The sequence below is a fragment of the Oceanibium sediminis genome (genome assembly GCF_003265325.1).
In the GTDB taxonomy this organism is placed as follows: Bacteria; Pseudomonadota; Alphaproteobacteria; order Rhodobacterales; family Rhodobacteraceae; genus Halovulum; species Halovulum sediminis.
Genome location: NZ_QGNX01000001.1, coordinates 789350 through 806648 on the forward strand (window position 1 = coordinate 789350; position 17299 = coordinate 806648).

The window sequence follows — 17299 nt, forward strand, 5'->3', positions numbered from 1 at the left end:
ATGGCGGAAACCACCCTCTCCACCCAGCGCGCAGGCCGCAAACCGCGCTTCCTGCTGGCGGACAACGCCTCCGTGCTGATCTTCATGGGGTTGCTGGCGCTGTTCACACTGGGCGTGACGGTCCTGTCGGAAGGGTTCGGCATCGGCGTCATCTCGACCAGTTTCGTAAAGACGCTGGGCAAGACGCTGTGCCTGTGCCTTGTCGCGCTGGCGATGGACCTGGTCTGGGGCTACTGCGGCATCCTCAGCCTTGGGCACATGGCGTTCTTCGGGCTCGGGGGTTACGCCATCGGTATGTGGCTGATGTACGCCCGGACCGAGATCATCGTGACGGAAAGCCTGGCCGCCGCCGCCCTGCCGCCCACGCCGCAGGAAATCTCGGACGGGATCGCGGCGCAGATCTTCGGCGTCGTGGGCGCGTCGGAATTCCCGCCGATCTGGGCCTTCGCCCATTCGCTGCCGCTGCAACTGGCCGCCGTGGTGCTGGTGCCGGGGCTGCTGGCGCTGGTCTTCGGCTGGCTGGCGTTTCGCAGTCGCGTCACCGGCGTCTACCTGTCGATCCTGACCCAGGCGATGACGCTGGCGCTGTCGCTCTACCTGTTCCAGAACGACAGCGGGCTCAGGGGCAACAACGGCCTGTCCGGGTTGCAGAATCTGCCGGGCCTTGGCGATGTGCCGCAATCCACCGTGTCGCTGTGGTTCTTCTGGGCCTCGGCCCTGGCGCTGGGGCTTGGCTACCTGCTGTGCGTGCGCGTGGTGTCGGGCAAGTTCGGCTCCGTCATCCGCGCGATCCGTGACGATGAAAGCCGCGCGCGCTTCCTCGGCTACCCGGTGGAGGGGTACAAGCTGTTCATCTTCACCCTGACCGCGATCCTCGCGGGCATCGCCGGGGCGCTCTATTACCCGCAGGCGGGGATCATCAACCCGGCGGAAATCGCGCCCATCGCCTCGATCTACCTGGCGGTCTGGGTCGCCATCGGCGGGCGCGGGCGGCTTTACGGCGCGGTGATCGGGGCGGCCTTCGTCTCGCTTCTGTCCACGTGGTTCACCGGGGGGCAGGCGCCCGACGTGTCGCTTGGCTTTTACACCATCCAGTGGGTGGATTGGTGGACCGTGCTGCTCGGCCTGTCCTTCGTGGCCGTCACCCTGTTCGCGCCCAAGGGCATCGGCGGGCTGTTCGACCTGATCGCGGACCGCCGCCACCAGGACCGCCACGGCGCGGACCTTGGCCCCGAGCCGGGCGCCTTGCGGGAAAAGGAATCCCAGGTATGAGCACGCTGCTCGAAGTGTCCGGCGTCTCCGTCTCGTTCGACGGGTTTCGCGCCATCAACAACCTGACGTTCCAGATCGCCGAGCGCGAGATGCGCGCCGTCATCGGCCCCAACGGCGCGGGAAAGACCACCTTCATGGATATCGTCACCGGCAAGACCCGCCCCGACGCGGGCCAGGTGCTCTGGGGGGAGAAGTCGCAATCCCTTCTGCGCATGTCCGAAAGCCGCATCGCGCAGGCCGGCATCGGGCGAAAGTTCCAGCGCCCCACGGTGTTCGAGGATCAGACCGTGGCCGAGAACCTGATGCTCGCCCTTAAAAAAAAGCGCGGCCCCCTCGCGGTGTTGCGATTCCGCGCCTCGGCCGAGGATCGTGAGCGGGTGGAGCAGCTCGCCGGGGAAATCGGCCTGAACGCCGCGCTGCACCGCAAGTCGGGCGAGTTGAGCCACGGGCAGAAGCAGTGGCTGGAAATCGGCATGCTGCTGGCGCAGGAACCCCGCCTGCTGCTGGTGGACGAACCGGCGGCGGGTATGACGGCGGCTGAGCGTGAGCATACGACCGCGCTGCTGGTTGAAGCCGCCAAAACCCGCGCCGTGGTGGTGATCGAACACGACATGGAATTCGTGCGCCGCCTCAACTGCAAGGTGACCGTGCTGCATGAAGGCTCCGTCCTGGCCGAGGGGTCGATCGACCACGTGACCTCGGACGAAAAAGTGATCGAGGTGTACCTTGGCCGATAACCTGCTCGAAATCGAAGGCCTGACGCTGCACTACGGCGGCAGCGAGATCCTGCGCGGCGTGGACCTGACCGCCGCAAAGGGCGAGGTGACCTGCGTCATGGGCACCAACGGCGTGGGCAAGACCAGCCTTCTGAAGGCGATTTCCGGGACCCATCCGCGCAGCACCGGCGACTACCGCCTCGCCGGTGAACGGATCGGGCGGCTCAGCGCCCACGCGCTGGCGCAACGGGGCGTCGCCTACGTCCCCCAGGGGCGCGAGATCTTCCCCTTCCTCACCGTCGAGGAGAACCTGGAAACCGGCTTCGCCTGCCTGCCGCGCGATCGCCGCCGCATTCCCGACGACGTGTTCGAGCTGTTCCCCATCCTGCGCGACTTCCTGAAACGCCGGGGCGGGGACCTGTCTGGGGGGCAGCAGCAGCAACTCGCTATCGCCCGCGCGCTGGTAACCGAGCCGAACCTGTTGTTGCTGGACGAGCCGACCGAAGGCATCCAGCCCAACATCATCAAGCAGATCGGGGACGTCATCCGCCTGCTGAAATCGCGCGGCGACATGGCGATCGTGCTGGTCGAGCAGTATTTCGAGTTCGCCCACGCACTGGGCGACTCCTTCCTGGTGCTGGAGCGCGGGGCGGAAAAGCTCAGCGGTCGGGCGGGGGCGCTGGACAAGGGGCGACTGATGCAGGCCGTCTCGGTCTGACCGTGCGTCGGCCATATTGACCACCCGATAAAAATTTCCATAATGTAATTTCGGAACTTTACGCGCGAAAAGAATTGCGCCGTCTGTCCCGGGGTCCGCACCGCCCCCGACAGACTTCAGAATACCGCGTCGCGCGAGGAGGGAAAATGGGCATGAACAAGATCCGGAACATGGAGCAGTTCGCTTCCGTCAGCGGTATCTCGCGCCCAACGCTGTCGAAGTACTTCAACGACCCTACCAGCGTGCGCGCCACTACCCGGGGCCGGATCGAGGAGGCGTTGGAGCGTTTCGACTACCGGCCCAACATCTTCGCCGTGAACCAGAACCGGCAACTGACCAAGAACGTCGGCATCGTCGTTCCCTACCTCGCCGACCCGTTCTTCGCCGAGATCGCCCGCAATATCGAGCGGCGCTGCCTGGCCGCCGGGTTCTGGCCGACGCTGTTTTCCAGCCACGGCGACCCGATGCTCGAACTTGAGATCCTGGACAGCCTGCGCTCACTGAAACCGGCGGGGGTGATGCTGGCGCCGCTCGGGCGGGCCTCTGACAAGGCGGGGATCGAAAAGTTCTGCAAGGATGTTCCCACGGTGCTGTTCGACAGCAATATCGAGGGGGTGGGCGATGCTTTCGTCGGGTCGGACAACCACAGTTTCGTCTCGCAAAGCGTGCAATACCTGACCCGCTCGGGCACGCCGCCCTGCTTCTTCGAGATGCGCAACCCCGCGAACCCCAACGCGAACAAGCGCCGCAAAGCCTATATCGAGGTGATGGAGCAACTGGGTTTCCCGCCGCAGATCATCCAGATCGAGGGTGAGGGCTGGGCCTTCGAGGAAATCGGCTACCAGGGCGCGAAACAGGTATTCCGGGACAAAAGCCTGCCCGGCGACACCGTGCTGTGCAGCAACGACCGGCTTGCGATCGGCTTCCTGGCCGCCGCCTACGAGCATGGCATCAAGGTGGGGCGTGGCGACGATTGCGAGCTGCGTGTCGCCTCGCACGACGATCACCCCTTCTCGCGCTATACCTGCCCGTCGCTGACCACGGTGGCCCATGACTACGAGGTGGTTTCGAGCCGCAGCGTCGAAATGCTCTTTACCCTGATGGAGGACCGGAACGCCTTCAAGTCGCGGAAGGAAAAGCTTTTTCCGGCCCGGCTTATCCTGCGCGCCTCTGCCTGACACTCCTTAAAGTTAACGCGCGTAAAAAATTAGTTGACGCGCGTTAACGTAAACGACATCCTTTCCCCCAGGTAATCCAAGAATCAAGGGAGGAATTCGGATGCACCTGAGAACCGTACTTTGTACGGCGAGCGCGCTTGCCTTCGTTGCAGCCGCCGCCAACGCCCAGACCACCATCACGATCGCCACCGTGAACAACGGTGACATGATCCGGATGCAGGGTCTGACCGACGACTTCACGTCGAAACACCCCGACATCGCGGTCGAGTGGGTGACGCTGGAAGAAAACGTTCTGCGCCAGCGTGTGACCCAGGACATCGCCACCGGCGGTGGCCAGTTCGACGTGATGACCATCGGCATGTATGAAACGCCGATCTGGGCCAAGAACGGCTGGCTGGTGCCGCTCGACGACCTCGGCGAGGATTACGACGCCGAGGACATCCTGCCCGCCATGCGCGCGGGCCTGTCCCATGACGGCACGCTCTATGCCGCGCCCTTCTACGGCGAAAGCTCCATGGTCATGTATCGCACCGACCTGATGGAAGCCGCCGGCCTTGAAATGCCCGAGGCCCCGACCTGGGAGTTCATCGGCGAAGCGGCCCGCGCCATGACCGACAAGGACAACGAGATCTACGGCATCTGCCTGCGCGGCAAGGCCGGCTGGGGCGAGAACATGGCCTTCATTACCACGGTCGCCAACTCCTTCGGCGCGCGCTGGTTCGATGAGGACTGGAAGCCGCAGCTCGACACGCCCGCGTGGAAAGAAGCGGTCACCTTCTACAACGACCTGCTCGCGGATGCCGGCCCTCCGGGCGCATCGACCAACGGCTTCAACGAGAACCTCGCGCTGTTCCAGCAGGGCAAATGCGGCATGTGGATCGATGCCACCGTGGCCGCGTCCTTCGTGACCAACCCCAACGACTCCACCGTGGCTGACAAGGTCGGCTTCGCGCTCGCGCCGGATACCGGCAAGGGCAAGCGCGCCAATTGGCTCTGGGCCTGGGCGCTGGCGGTTCCGGCCGGTTCCGACGCTACGGACGAGGCGAAAGCCTTCATCGAGTGGGCGACCTCCAAGGACTACCTGGCGCTGGTGGCGGAAAACGAAGGCTGGGCCAACGTCCCGCCGGGCAGCCGGACCTCGCTCTACGAGAACCCGGAATACCAGAAGGTGCCCTTCGCTGCCATGACGCTGCAGTCCATCAACGCGGCGGATCCGTCGAACCCGACGGTCGACCCGGTGCCCTATGTCGGCATCCAGTATGTCGCGATCCCCGAATGGGCCGGCATCGGCACCTCTGCGGGGCAGGAATTCTCTGCCATGGTTGCGGGCCAGCAGTCCGTCGACGAGGCGCTTGAGAAGGCCCAGTCCCTGGTAGCCGAGGAAATGGAAGCGGCGGGTTACTGACCGCATCCTCCCTGGCGGGGGGCGGCACCTGCGCTGCCCCCCGTACTTCGACCCTGCTGACATCCCTGTGAGGCCCGCGCGCGGGCCGCGGATCATCACACCGCGAGGAGAGATATCATGGCGACCAAGCATTCCCGTTCCGCCGCCCGCCTGATGATGGCCCCGGCCGTGATCCTGCTTCTGGGCTGGATGCTCGTCCCCCTCACCATGACGCTGTATTTCTCGTTCAAGCGCTACCTGCCGATGCGCGGCGGCGACCAGGGCTGGGTGGGGTTTGAAAACTACGTCCGCTTCGTCACCTCCACCGCCTTCTGGCCTAGCGTGCAGGCCACGCTGATTATTGTCGGTAGCGTGCTGGTGATCACCGTCGCCTTCGGCGTGCTGCTGGCGCTGCTGCTGGACCAGCCGATGTGGGGCCAGGGGATCGTGCGCATCCTGGTGATCGCGCCCTTCTTCGTCATGCCGACCGTGTCCGCGCTGGTCTGGAAGAACATGTTCATGGACCCGGTGAACGGACTTTTCGCGCATCTATGGAAATTCTTCGGGGCCGCGCCGATCGAATGGCTCAGCCAGGCGTCGCTGACCTCCATCGTCATCATCGTGTCCTGGCAATGGCTGCCGTTCGCCACGCTGATCCTGCTGACCGCGATCCAGTCGCTGGACAGCGAACAGCTGGAAGCGGCGGAAATGGACGGCGCGCCACCGCTGTCGCGCTTCGGCTTCATCATCCTGCCGCACCTGGCGCGCGCGATCACCATCGTGGTGCTGATCCAGACCATCTTCCTGCTGGCGATCTTCGCCGAGATCTTCGTCACCACGCAGGGTAGCTTCGGGACCCGCACGCTGACCTACCTGATCTACCAGCGGGTGCTGGAAAGCCAGAACGTCGGGCTCGGCTCGGCCGGTGGCATCTACGCCGTGATCCTTGCGAATATCGTTGCCATCTTCCTGATGCGCATCGTCGGCAAGAACCTGGACGCCTGAGGAGGGCTTAGACATGGCACGCGCCGTCACGCAGAAACGCAAGATGATCAACACCGCGCTGGCCTGGACCATCGGGCTGTTGATCTTCTTCCCGATCCTCTGGACCATCCTGACCAGCTTCAAGACCGAGGCGACCGCCATAGCCGATCCCCCGGTGTTCCTGTTCTTCGACTGGACGCTGGAGAATTACTCGGTGGTGCAGGAACGCTCGAACTACATGCAGTTCCTGTGGAACTCGATCATCATCGCCGGGGGCTCCACAATCCTTGGCGTGATCATCGCGGTGCCTGCCGCCTGGTCCATGGCCTTCGTGCCATCACGTCGCACAAAGGACATCCTGCTGTGGATGCTGTCCACCAAGATGCTGCCCGCGGTGGGCGTGCTCTACCCCATCTACCTGCTGTTCATCGAATTGGGGCTTTTGGACACCCGCGTCGGGCTGACCGTGGTGCTGATGCTGATCAACCTGCCGATCATCGTCTGGATGCTCTACACCTACTTCCGCGAAATCCCGGGCGAGATCCTGGAAGCCGCGCGGATGGACGGCGCCGGATTGAGGGAGGAGATCCTCTACGTCCTCACGCCCATGGCGGTGCCGGGGATCGCCTCCACCCTGCTGCTGAACTTCATCCTGGCCTGGAACGAAGCGTTCTGGACCCTGAACCTGACGGCTGCCAAGGCCGCCCCGCTGACGGCCTTCATCGCCAGCTACTCCAGCCCCGAGGGCCTGTTCTACGCCAAGCTCTCGGCCGCCTCCACCATGGCCATCGCGCCGATCCTCATCCTCGGCTGGTTCAGCCAGAAGCAACTCGTGCGCGGCCTCACCTTCGGCGCGGTCAAATAAGGAAGGATACCATGGGACAGATTACACTCGAGAAAGTGACCAAGAGCTTCGGAGAGGTCGAGGTCATTCCACCCCTGGACCTGACCATCGAGGATGGGGAGTTCACCGTCTTTGTCGGCCCCTCGGGCTGTGGCAAGTCCACGCTGCTGCGCCTGATCGCGGGGCTTGAGGACATCACCTCGGGCACCATCCGTATCGACGGGGCGGACGCCACCAACATCCCGCCCGCCAAGCGCGGGCTGGCGATGGTGTTCCAGTCCTACGCCCTTTACCCGCACATGAGCGTGCGCAAGAACATCGCTTTTCCCATGCGCATGGCCGGGATCGACAAGGCCGAGCAGGACCGCCGGATCGAGCAGGCCGCCGCGGCGCTGAACCTGACGGACTACTTGGACCGCCGCCCCGGCCAGCTTTCGGGCGGGCAGCGCCAGCGGGTCGCCATCGGGCGGGCCATCGTGCGCGAACCCTCGGCCTTCCTGTTCGACGAGCCGCTGTCGAACCTCGACGCCGCGCTGCGCGTGGGGATGCGCCTTGAAATCAGCGAGCTGCACAAGCGCCTGGCCACGACGATGATCTACGTTACCCACGACCAGGTGGAGGCGATGACCATGGCCGACAAGATCGTGGTGCTGCGCGCCGGCAATATCGAGCAGGTCGGCAGCCCCCTAGACCTTTACCACGCGCCGCAGAACATCTTCGTCGCCGGTTTCATCGGCTCGCCCAAGATGAACCTGATCGAGGGGGCCGAGGCGAAAAAGCACAACGCCCACACCATCGGCATCCGTCCCGAGCATATCGACGTGACCGAAGGCTCCGGCACCTGGACCGGCACCGTGGGCGTGGCAGAGCACCTCGGCTCGGACACGTTCTTCCACATTCACCAGACGGGCCTTGCCGAGTCCCTGACCGTGCGCGCCCCGGGCGAGGTGAACCTGCGCCACGGGGACACCATCCACCTGACCCCGCGCGAGGATCAGATCCACCGCTTCAACGCAGAGGGGCTGCGCATCCCATGACCCGGCTGAAGGACAAGACCGCCCTGATCACCGGGGCGGCGCGGGGCATCGGGCTTGCCTTTGCCCAAGCCTACGCGAAGGAAGGCGCGCGCGTCGCGCTGGGCGATATCGACATTACCCGCGCGCGGGAGTCGGCGGCGGCCATCGGCGATGCCGCGATTGCCGTGGAAATGGACGTGACGGACCAGGCCAGCATCGACTCCGCCGTGGGGGAAACGGTGGACCAGCTCGGCCATATCGACATCCTGATCAACAACGCCGCCATCTTCACCGCCGCGCCCATCGTGGAAATCGACCGCGCCGACTATGACCGTGCCTTCGCGATCAACGTCTCCGGTACGTTGTTCACCATGCAGGCGGTGGCGAAACACATGATCGCACGCGGGCAGGGCGGCAAGATCATCAACATGGCCAGCCAGGCGGGCCGCCGGGGCGAACCGCTGGTCGCCGTCTATTGCGCGACCAAGGCGGCGATCATCAGCCTGACCCAGTCCGCCGGGCTGAACCTGATCGAACACGGCATCAACGTGAACGCCATTTCCCCCGGCGTCGTGGATGGCGAGCATTGGGACGGCGTCGATGCCTTCTTCGCCAAGTACGAAAACAAGGCGCCCGGCCAGAAAAAGCGCGAGGTGGGCGAAAGCGTCCCCTTCGGCCGCATGGGCGTGGCCGAGGATCTGACCGGCATGGCCATCTTCCTTGCCACGGACGAGGCCCGCTACATCGTGGCCCAGACCTACAACGTGGATGGCGGCCAATGGATGAGCTGATCCGCCCCTCGAACGCCACGCTTGGCCAGATGCCCGAAGGGGTGCTGGTGCCGCAGTATGACCGTGCGGGCCTGACCCACGGCATCGTGCACATCGGCCTTGGCAACTTCCACCGCGCGCACCAGGCGTGGTACCTGCACCGGCTGATGCAGGCGGGTAAGGCCCAGGACTGGGGCATCGTCGGCGCGGGCGTGCGCCCCTTCGACAGCGCCATGCGCGAAAAGCTGGCCGCGCAGGACTACGTTTATACCCTGATCGAGCTGGACCCCGAGGGCACCTCGGCGGAGGTCGTCGGCTCGCTCATCGACTACGCGCCGATCGAACCGGGCAACGGCCCGCTGATCGCGCGCATGGCCGACCCGGCAACGCGGATCGTGTCCATGACCGTGACCGAGGCGGGCTATTTCCTGAACTCCGCCACCAAGCGTTTCGACCCCGAGCATCCCGACATCGTCCACGATACGGAAAATCCCGGCCAGCCCCGCACCCTGTTCGGCGCGATGGTCGAAGCCCTGCGCCTGCGGCGTGAGCGGGGCCTTACCCCCTTCACCGGTCAAAGCTGCGACAACCTCGCCGGGAACGGGCGGCTGCTGAAGGAAGTCGTGCTCAGTCTCGCCCGCCTGACGGACCCGGGCCTTGCCGACTGGATCGAGGAACACGGCAGCTTCCCCAACGCCATGGTCGACTGCATCGTCCCCGCCACCGGCCCGCGGGAAATCGCGTTGGCCCGGGACTTCGGTATCGACGACGCCGCCCCCGTCACCCACGAACGCTTCCGCCAATGGGTGCTGGAGGATGACTTCTGCGCCGGCCGCCCCCCGTGGGAGGAGGTGGGCGCCACCTTCACCAACCGGGTGCATGATTACGAGACGATGAAGCTCAGGATCCTGAACGGCGGTCACCAGATGGTCGCCGTGCCGGGCGAAATCCTCGGCATTCGCACCATCGCAGACAGCATGGCCCACCCGCTGATCCACGCCTTCTTCCGCCGCGTCGCGCTGGAGGAGGTCGCCCCCAACATCCGCCCCGTGCCGGACATGACACCGCAAGCCTACGTGGACCTGATCGACGCGCGCTTTTCCAACCAGATGGTCGTGGACACGGTGCGCCGGGTGGCGATGGACGGCTCGGCCAAGCTGGCGGGGCAGGTGTTCCTGCCGCTCAGCGATGGCCTTGCCGCCGGCACCCCGGTCGAGGGGCTGGCGCTGGCCCAGGCGCTGTGGTCGCGCATGTGCGCCGGCACCCGCGAGGACGGCAGCACCATCGAGCCGAACGACCCACGCTGGGCCGAATTGCAGGCCGCCTCACAGGCCGCGCGCGCGCGGCCCCGCGCATGGCTGGAACAGCCCCGCCTCTACGGGGAACTGGCCGACCAGCCCCGTTTCGCGGACGCGTTCGAGCGGTGGCTGCCGCTGGTCTGGGCCGAGGGCAGCGAAGCGGCGCTTGAAAGATACCTCGCCGCCTGATCCCGCCGTTGGGGTCGCAGAACTTTCATGGGGCTGTCGAACCCCTGACACGCCGCCCTGACAGGTTGGCTTGCGTGGAGGGGCGGACGGCGCACCGGTCCCGCCCCGCGTGCAACCCATCGACGCGAGGGCGCATCATGATGGAACTGGACCTGCTGGCTTTCATAAAGGAGGTGTTGTTCACCCGCCGCAGGCCCGAGCCGGTCTATTTCGACTGGATGGAGTGAGCGCGCCCCACAACGCCCCCTGAGTCAATCCAGAACGACGATTCCGTTCTGCTTCGACTTGTGCTCCGGCTCGACGTGGATCGAGATCCTTGCCCCGTCGAGCTTGTCCTTCAGGGCACGCTCGATCCGGTCGCAGATCTCATGCGCGTGGAACACGGTCGTCTCGCCCGGGACGACAAGGTGGAAATCGATGAAGATCGCGGTTCCCGCATGGCGCGTGCGCAGGTCATGCGCCTCCATCGCGCCATCTGCTTCCTGGGCGATGATGGTACGGATGGTGTTAAGCGTTCCATCCGACACCGCCTCGTCCATCAGCCCGCTGAGCGAGGCTTTGACGATCTTCCACCCCGACCAGAGGATGTTCACCGCGACAAGGGCCGCCAGCGCCGGGTCGAGGATCCACCACCCGGTCAGCACCGCGAGCACAAGGCCGACAGCCACGCCGAAGGATGTCAGCACATCGGTGAACAGGTGGTGCCCGTCGGCCACCAGCGCCGGGGATTTACGCTTGCGTCCACGGGTGATCAGGATCCAGGCCCAGAACCCGTTGATGACGGTGGCCCCGATGTTCACCAGCAACCCCTCGAACGGCGCATCAAGGGCGACGGGTTCGAGGAAGCCGCGGTAAGCCTCCAGCAGGATCAGCAGCGCGGCGACGATGATCATCACGCCCTCCAGCACGGCGCTGAAGAACTCCGCCTTGTGGTGGCCGTAGGGATGCCCGGCGTCCGCGGGTTTGGCCGCGACGTGAATGGCGATCAGCGCCGCGAACGCCGTCGCAACGTTGACCGTGCTCTCCAGCGCGTCCGACAACAGTGCGACCGAACCTGTCATCCAATAGGCGAAGGTTTTCAGGCCAAGAACCAGGAATCCCACGACGATACTGCCAATCGCGAGCTTGAATGTGGTCATGATCGCGGTCCTCTCCGGCGGTTCCCGCACCAGATAGACAAGTCGGCCGATGGGCACAAGTTGTTGAATTTGTAATTGAAAATCATACGCAATAGCAGCTTGGCGCATGGCGTCCCGTGAAAACGGTACTGTCTTCCGGACGGTCGGCCCCGCCACCGCGCGGACAGGTCCGGCCCATGGCGGCGAGGGCGGGTGTCACACGTAGCGGTCGTCCTGTCTGGCCATGTCCGCGTGTGACGTGCTTTCGAGGTATTCGCGGAATGACTTGCTGAACCCCAACCGACGCTCGCGCCACCATCGCTGGGTGCCGGGCCTGTGGAAGAACCACAGCAGGTTGTCCCTGTGCCCGTCCCAGAATTCATCGTCGATCATCCCGGACCTGTACTGGAAAAAGGCGTTCTCGTACTTTCGGAACAGGCTGATGCCGAGATAGGCGAATTGCAGGTACTCATCCTCGTCCAGCTGGTCGGGATCGGGCATGCCCTTCGCGTAAAGCTTCGATTTCTCTTTGCTTTCCCCGACGATGGCCGCCATGTCCCCAAGGGCGGCAACCGCCGCCTGGTAGGTCTGCGAGTATGTCGCGCGGGTGCTCGCCCTGACCTGGATCGCAAGGTAGACGACAGTCAGCGACACGGCGATTGTGCCGACCACGTTTGAAATGATCTGAATTTCTTCCAGCATTTCCAACCCCCTTTTCCCCGGGACGCCGCCGCGCCCCGGACGGCACCCCCAGAATGCCGGTCCGGGCGCGTTGTGTCGTTACACTCCTGAGTATACATTGGCGCGGATGGACACCGATCGGCCCAGCACGCGGGGGAAGATCCTGCGCTCCGCCCATGCCCTGATCTACCGCGAGGGGTTTTCCCGCGTCAGCATGGACGCTATCGCCGAAGGCGCGGGCGTGACCAAGCGGACCGTCTATTATCACTTCGACAGCAAGGACAGCCTGGTCGCCGCGGTGCTGGTGGATCAGCACCGCTACATGTTGCAGGAATTCCGGTCCTGGGCGGGGCCCGCGCCGGACTCCGCCGCCGTGCTGGTGGACAACCTGTTCCTGGCGCTGAAGGACTGGGCCGACGGGGCGGGCTGGATGGGCTCGGGTTTCACCCGCATCACGACGGAACTGGCGGACATGCCCGGCCATCCCGCGCGGGTGGCGGCCAGCCGGCACAAGGCCGCGGTGGAGGCGTGGCTGGCCACCCAGCTGGAGGGCGCTGGGCGCCGCCGCGCCCGAGCCGCTGGCGCGCCAGGTGATGCTTCTGATCGAGGGCAGCATGAGCCTGGCCCTCGTTCATGGCGATACGCGATACATCCAGTCCGCGGCAGGGGCCGCGCGCCGCCTTGTCGGATCGCCCGAAACCTGACCCGGGCGCGTCAGCCGATGCGCTCCCCGCCGCGCCAGACCGCGCGGATCACCGGCGTCTGCCCCGCCGTGCGCACGCGGACAAGGTCGGCCAGGCAGCTGGTTTCGATCCGGCCCCGGTCCGTCAGCCCGACGGCATCCGCCGGGGCGCGTGTCACCGCGCCGACGGCGCGCGGCAGGTCGCCCCAGATCTCCGCCAGCCGGAAGGCGGAGGCCATCAGCAAGGACGGCACATAGTCCGAGGAGACAAGGTCCAGCAGCCCTCGTTCCGCCAGGTCCGCAGCCGCGACGTTGCCCGAGTGCGAGCCGCCCCGGATCAGGTTCGGCGCGCCCATGATGATGCGGATGCCCGCGGCGCGGCAGGCCTCGGCCGCCTCGGCGGTGGTGGGAAACTCGGCCAGCGTGATGCCCATGTCCCGCGACTTGCGGACCTGCTCGGCGCTGGTGTCGTCATGGCTGGCGAGGGTCGCGCCAAGGCGCGCGGCCTCGGCGGGGATGGTCGCCTCGTGCAACTCGCGCACACGCTCCCCCAGGGATTGGCGGTGGCGGACCAGCTCGGCGAACCCCGCGTCTGAGTAGCCATGCTTTCCGGTGTAGAAGACCTTCAGCTTGGACAGGTCGCGGAACTGGCGCTGGCCGGGCGTGTGGTCCATCAGGCTGACCAGCCCGATCCGGTCGTCCGGCCCGAAGGCGGCCAGTTCCTCGACAAGCGTTTCCGAGCAGACCTCGGCGCGCAGGTGGATCAGGTGGCGCACCCGCAGGTGCCCCGCCGCCCTGAGCGACAGGATCTCGGTCGCGACTTTGCGCGCGTACATGCCGTAGCCGGTTTCGGACTCACGGAACGAGCCGACGCGCAGCGCGTCGAAGACAGTGGTGATCCCGGTCGAGGCCAACTCTCCGTCATGGGCGAGGATCGCGCCGGCATGGGGCAGCCTGACGCCGGGGCGCGGCTGCATGTGCCGCTCCAGGTTGTCGGTGTGCAGCTCCACCAGGCCGGGCATCAGCAGATCCCCGTCGCAGTCGATGGCACCGGCGGGCACGGCGTCGCCCTCGCGCAGCGCGGCGATGCGCCCGCCCGCGATATGGACCGCGCCGGTCATCACCCGGTCCTGAAGGACCAGCCGCGCATTGGCGAGGCAGAGTTCCTCGGCCATGGGTGTCTTGCTCCGCTCTGGACGGGTCGGGTCGGTCAGATGTGTGGTCATGTCAGTCCTTCAGGCCCCTGCGGCGCGCCGCCGGTCCGCCATGCGCTCAGGCCCCGGCCCCGGTCCGCGTCTGCTGCCCGGGCGCGGCGAGGAAGCCGGTAATCAACTGTTCAAGTCCGTCCCAGTCGGTGAACTCGTGCTCGGTCACCGAGGCATCGACATCGCGGTCGCGCAGCACCACGTGGCGCACCACGACGGACTTGAAATAATCGTAGTCGCGCGACTTGATCGCGCCCGCGACCAGCGCCTCGGAATCGGGGGTGAAATCGGTGCGCATCTTCATTTCAAGCAGGTAATCCTCGGCGTCCTCGTGCCCGTCGGGGAAGGCCGCGCTGAGGCTCACGGACAGCAGCAGCGTGCGCCGCGCGGCCAGTTCGTCGCGGTGGGCGCTGATCGCGCGCTCGAAGGATGGCGGGTGGCGGCGCTCATGCACCGGCGCGGCGAGGATGACGGCCTCCACCCCCTCCAGGGCCAGGGCGTCCTGCGTATCGCTGTTCACCAGGACCGGCTGCCGCCCTGCCGCGCGCACGGTGTCGGCGGCGAAGCGGGCGATCTTTTCGGTCTGCCCCTCGACGGTTGCATACAGGATCATCACGGTCATGGGTCACTCCTTCTCCGGTCGGCGTCAGCGAGCGTAGCGTTCCGCCGTCAGTCCGTCGAACGGGATTTCGGGCTCCTTCTCCATCACCACGTCTGCCACCGCGCGGGACGAGCCGCAGGCCATCGTCCAGCCCAGCGTGCCGTGCCCGGTGTTCAGGAACAGGTTGTCGTACTGCGTGCCGCCCAGTACCGGCGTGCCGTCGGGCGTCATCGGGCGCAGCCCGGTCCAGCCCTCGGCCTGGCTCAGGTCCCCGCCCTTTGGGAACAGGTCGTTGATGACGTGCTTGACGGTATCCGTCGCATGGGGGCCAAGGCGGTTGTTGTAGCCCGCGATTTCCGCGGTGCCGGCCACGCGGATCCGATCGCCGAGGCGGGTGATCGCCACCTTGTGGGTTTCGTCCATCAGCGTGGACTGCGGGGCCATCGCGTCATCCGTCACCGGAAGTGTCACCGAATAGCCCTTCACCGGGTAGATCGGCAGCTTCAGCCCGAGGGGCTTGAGAAGCTGCGGCGCATAGCTGCCCAGCGCACAGACGTACTTGTCGCCGGTGATGCGCCCGGCCAGTTCCGTGTCCACCCCCGCGATTCGCCCGTTTTCCACTGCGATCGAGCGGATCGACTGGCCGTACTGGAACTGCACCCCCAGCTCCATCGCCTTTTCGGTCAGCGCGATGGTGAACATCCGGCAATCCCCGGTGCGATCCGCCGTCAGGCGCAGGCCGCCGACGAACTTGTCGCGCACGCCCGCCAGCGCGGGTTCCACGGCGATGCAGCCGTCGCGGTCCAGCTCCTCGAAGGGGCTGTCGAACTGGGCCAGGATCTCCTGGTCCGCGCGGGAGCCCTTCAGCTGCTTTTGCGTGCGGAACAGTTGCAGCGTGCCCTGCGCGCGCCCGTCGTAGTCGATGCCGGTTTCCTCGATCAGCTCGGGCATCACGTCCCGGCTGTAGGTCGAGATCCGCACCATCCGCGACTTGTTCACCGCGTAGCTTTCCGAGTTGCAGTTGGCGACCATCCGGGCGCACCACATCCACATGGTGGGGCTCATCAGCGGCCAGATGAACAACGGCCGGCGCTTCATGAACAGCCATTTGACGGCCTTCCACGGAATGCCCGGCGCCGCCCAGGGCGAGGACATGCCGTAGGACAGCTGACCCGCGTTGGCATAGCTGGTTTCCAGCCCCGGCCCGATCTGACGGTCGATCACCACCACCTCGGCGCCCTGCTTCGCAAGATACCAGGCGGTGGTCACACCGATCACCCCGGCCCCCATAACGACAACTTTCATGGCATTTCCCTCAGCATCGATATTTTCGGCCAGCTTGGGGTCTCTGCGCGGGAATAACAACCGGGGGAATATCAAGGCCGTCGCGCAGCTTCTGGCCGCCAAGGGCGACCCGTTCAAGGTCCTGGCTTTTCTGAACGGTTTCAGTCCCGCGCCCTGGACCCCCTGTTTCGATTAGGTCTCGGTAGGGGTATCACCCGGGATAGAACTGCTCTTAACGCAGGTGCGGCCAGGTGCTGCCGTGAATGCGGGGCTTCTCAGGCCGCCTGCCCCTTGGTGGGCTTTACGCCCGGTATCGCGCCTTCCTGAGGCGCGAACGCAAACGGGCCACCCTGAGGGGTGGCCCGCTGGCTTGTCTCCCGGACAAGTGCTCGGCTTACTCCGAGAAATCGATCGTCGGCAGAAGCTCGGCGAAGAAGCTGTCCTCTGCGCGAAGGACTTCGAGGAACTCTTCGGGGCCAGCCACGTCAACTTCGACCAGGGCGTTCTTGGCGAACTCGCTGAACGTCTCGCCGGTGGCGGAGGCTTCGACGGCTGCTGCCAGCGTTGCGAGCACGTCGTCTGGGGTGCCTGCCGGCGCCCAGAGCCCGATGTTGGGCGGCAGGGCCAGGTTGATGCCCGCGTCCTTCAGCGTGGGAAGGTCGGGTGCCAGGCTCGTGCGTTCCTCGGCAAGCTGCGCCAGGGGCACAAGCTGCCCGGATTCGCCGCGGGGCAGGATCGCCGACGCGAACCCGAGGACGACATCGACATCGCCGGCTACCGTTGCGGTGATCGCAGGGGTCACGCCGCCGAAGGGAATGTGGAACAGCTCGATCCCGGCGGCCTGCGCGATGGCTTCCGCGGCGATATGCGTGGCACCGCCGGTGCCTGCGCTGCCGTAGCTGACCTTGCCGGGGTTTTCCTTGGCGTAGGCAACCATTTCCTCGATGGTGGCGAAGGGCGCGCCGTTGCGGGCGGCGATGACGTTCGGGCCAACGGCGACCCGCGCAATCGGGGTCAGGTCATCGAAGCCGTAGTTCAGTTCGCGCTGGTGCGGCGCAACGGTCTGTACCGAGCTGACGGCCATCAGGATCGTGTAGCCATCGGCATCGGCGTTCACCACTTCGGTCGCGCCGACGGTGCCGCCCGCGCCGGGGCGCGTTTCCACGACGACCGGCTGGCCGAGCGATTCGGACATGTCCTCGGCTAGCGTCCGGGCCATGGTGTCCGTCGAGCCGGGCGAATACGGCACGATGATCGTGACCGGACGCTCCGGGAAGCTCTGGGCCTGGGCCAGCGCGGCACTCAGGCTCAGCGCCGCCCCGGCCATAAGTGTGGTCAAACTGAATTTCATGACATCCT

17 protein-coding genes and 1 pseudogene are annotated in these 17299 nt (G+C 65.8%); 11 read left to right on the forward strand and 7 right to left on the reverse strand.

The features are described from left to right. From urtC to DJ029_RS03795, 10 genes are all read left to right on the forward strand, one after another. Complete coding sequence (gene urtC / locus DJ029_RS03750) at positions 1-1272, forward strand: urea ABC transporter permease subunit UrtC (RefSeq protein ID WP_112320969.1); 1272 nt, start codon at positions 1-3, stop codon at positions 1270-1272. Next, positions 1269-2009: an urea ABC transporter ATP-binding protein UrtD gene (gene urtD, locus DJ029_RS03755; protein WP_112320970.1), complete on the forward strand. Its 741-nt coding sequence runs from the start codon at positions 1269-1271 to the stop codon at positions 2007-2009. The genes urtC and urtD overlap by 4 nt, the downstream gene beginning before the upstream one ends. A 1-nt stretch (position 2010) precedes the next feature. After that, positions 2011-2706: an urea ABC transporter ATP-binding subunit UrtE gene (urtE, locus tag DJ029_RS03760; RefSeq protein ID WP_198671061.1), complete on the forward strand. Its 696-nt coding sequence runs from the start codon at positions 2011-2013 to the stop codon at positions 2704-2706. Between the two features lie 146 nt (positions 2707-2852). Continuing rightward, a complete protein-coding gene (locus DJ029_RS03765; RefSeq protein ID WP_198671036.1) occupies positions 2853-3884 on the forward strand; it encodes a LacI family DNA-binding transcriptional regulator in 1032 nt (343 codons plus the stop codon). A 100-nt stretch (positions 3885-3984) separates the two neighbouring features. Further along, positions 3985-5289, forward strand: a complete 1305-nt coding sequence (locus DJ029_RS03770) for an ABC transporter substrate-binding protein (protein WP_112320972.1) — start codon at positions 3985-3987, stop codon at positions 5287-5289. Positions 5290-5406: 117 nt separating this feature from the next. Further along, positions 5407-6273, forward strand: a complete 867-nt coding sequence (locus DJ029_RS03775; RefSeq protein WP_112320973.1) for a carbohydrate ABC transporter permease — start codon at positions 5407-5409, stop codon at positions 6271-6273. Positions 6274-6286: 13 nt separating this feature from the next. Next, positions 6287-7117 carry a carbohydrate ABC transporter permease gene (locus DJ029_RS03780; protein ID WP_112320974.1) on the forward strand — a complete coding sequence of 277 codons (831 nt, stop codon included), beginning with the start codon at positions 6287-6289 and terminating at the stop codon, positions 7115-7117. Between the two features lie 11 nt (positions 7118-7128). Beyond that, positions 7129-8133: an ABC transporter ATP-binding protein gene (locus DJ029_RS03785; RefSeq protein WP_112320975.1), complete on the forward strand. Its 1005-nt coding sequence runs from the start codon at positions 7129-7131 to the stop codon at positions 8131-8133. Beyond that, positions 8130-8903, forward strand: coding sequence for an L-iditol 2-dehydrogenase (locus tag DJ029_RS03790; protein ID WP_112320976.1), 774 nt, complete (start codon positions 8130-8132; stop codon positions 8901-8903). The genes DJ029_RS03785 and DJ029_RS03790 overlap by 4 nt, the downstream gene beginning before the upstream one ends. Further along, entirely contained in the window at positions 8891-10369 is a 1479-nt protein-coding gene (locus tag DJ029_RS03795) for a mannitol dehydrogenase family protein (protein ID WP_112320977.1), read from the forward strand. The genes DJ029_RS03790 and DJ029_RS03795 overlap by 13 nt, the downstream gene beginning before the upstream one ends. Before the next feature lie 251 nt (positions 10370-10620). Here DJ029_RS03795 and DJ029_RS03800 read toward each other — a convergent pair whose 3' ends face one another. Beyond that, on the reverse strand, positions 10621-11511 hold the full coding sequence (locus DJ029_RS03800; RefSeq protein ID WP_308860763.1) for a cation diffusion facilitator family transporter: 891 nt from the start codon (positions 11509-11511) through the stop codon (positions 10621-10623). 192 nt (positions 11512-11703) lie between these two features. Continuing rightward, entirely contained in the window at positions 11704-12189 is a 486-nt protein-coding gene (locus DJ029_RS03805; protein WP_112320979.1) for a hypothetical protein, read from the reverse strand. A 106-nt stretch (positions 12190-12295) separates the two neighbouring features. On the opposite strand from DJ029_RS03805, the pseudogene DJ029_RS22395 reads away from it, so the two are divergent. Continuing rightward, a pseudogene (locus DJ029_RS22395) lies at positions 12296-12457 on the forward strand (TetR/AcrR family transcriptional regulator); the annotation flags it as partial. Between the two features lie 29 nt (positions 12458-12486). Here the strand turns inward: DJ029_RS22395 and DJ029_RS21910 are convergent. The 5 genes from DJ029_RS21910 to DJ029_RS03830 form a co-directional block, all read right to left on the reverse strand. Next, entirely contained in the window at positions 12487-12642 is a 156-nt protein-coding gene (locus DJ029_RS21910; RefSeq protein WP_198671064.1) for a hypothetical protein, read from the reverse strand. A 240-nt stretch (positions 12643-12882) separates the two neighbouring features. Further along, positions 12883-14025 carry an alpha-D-ribose 1-methylphosphonate 5-triphosphate diphosphatase gene (locus DJ029_RS03815; protein ID WP_112320981.1) on the reverse strand — a complete coding sequence of 381 codons (1143 nt, stop codon included), beginning with the start codon at positions 14023-14025 and terminating at the stop codon, positions 12883-12885. A gap of 97 nt (positions 14026-14122) precedes the next feature. Beyond that, positions 14123-14677, reverse strand: coding sequence for a flavodoxin domain-containing protein (locus DJ029_RS03820; RefSeq protein WP_112320982.1), 555 nt, complete (start codon positions 14675-14677; stop codon positions 14123-14125). Between the two features lie 24 nt (positions 14678-14701). After that, positions 14702-15961 (reverse strand): D-amino acid dehydrogenase, encoded by a 1260-nt coding sequence (locus tag DJ029_RS03825; protein WP_112320983.1) that lies wholly within the window; start codon positions 15959-15961, stop codon positions 14702-14704. A gap of 373 nt (positions 15962-16334) precedes the next feature. After that, entirely contained in the window at positions 16335-17291 is a 957-nt protein-coding gene (locus tag DJ029_RS03830) for a tripartite tricarboxylate transporter substrate binding protein (protein ID WP_112320984.1), read from the reverse strand. Positions 17292-17299 lie beyond the last annotated feature (8 nt).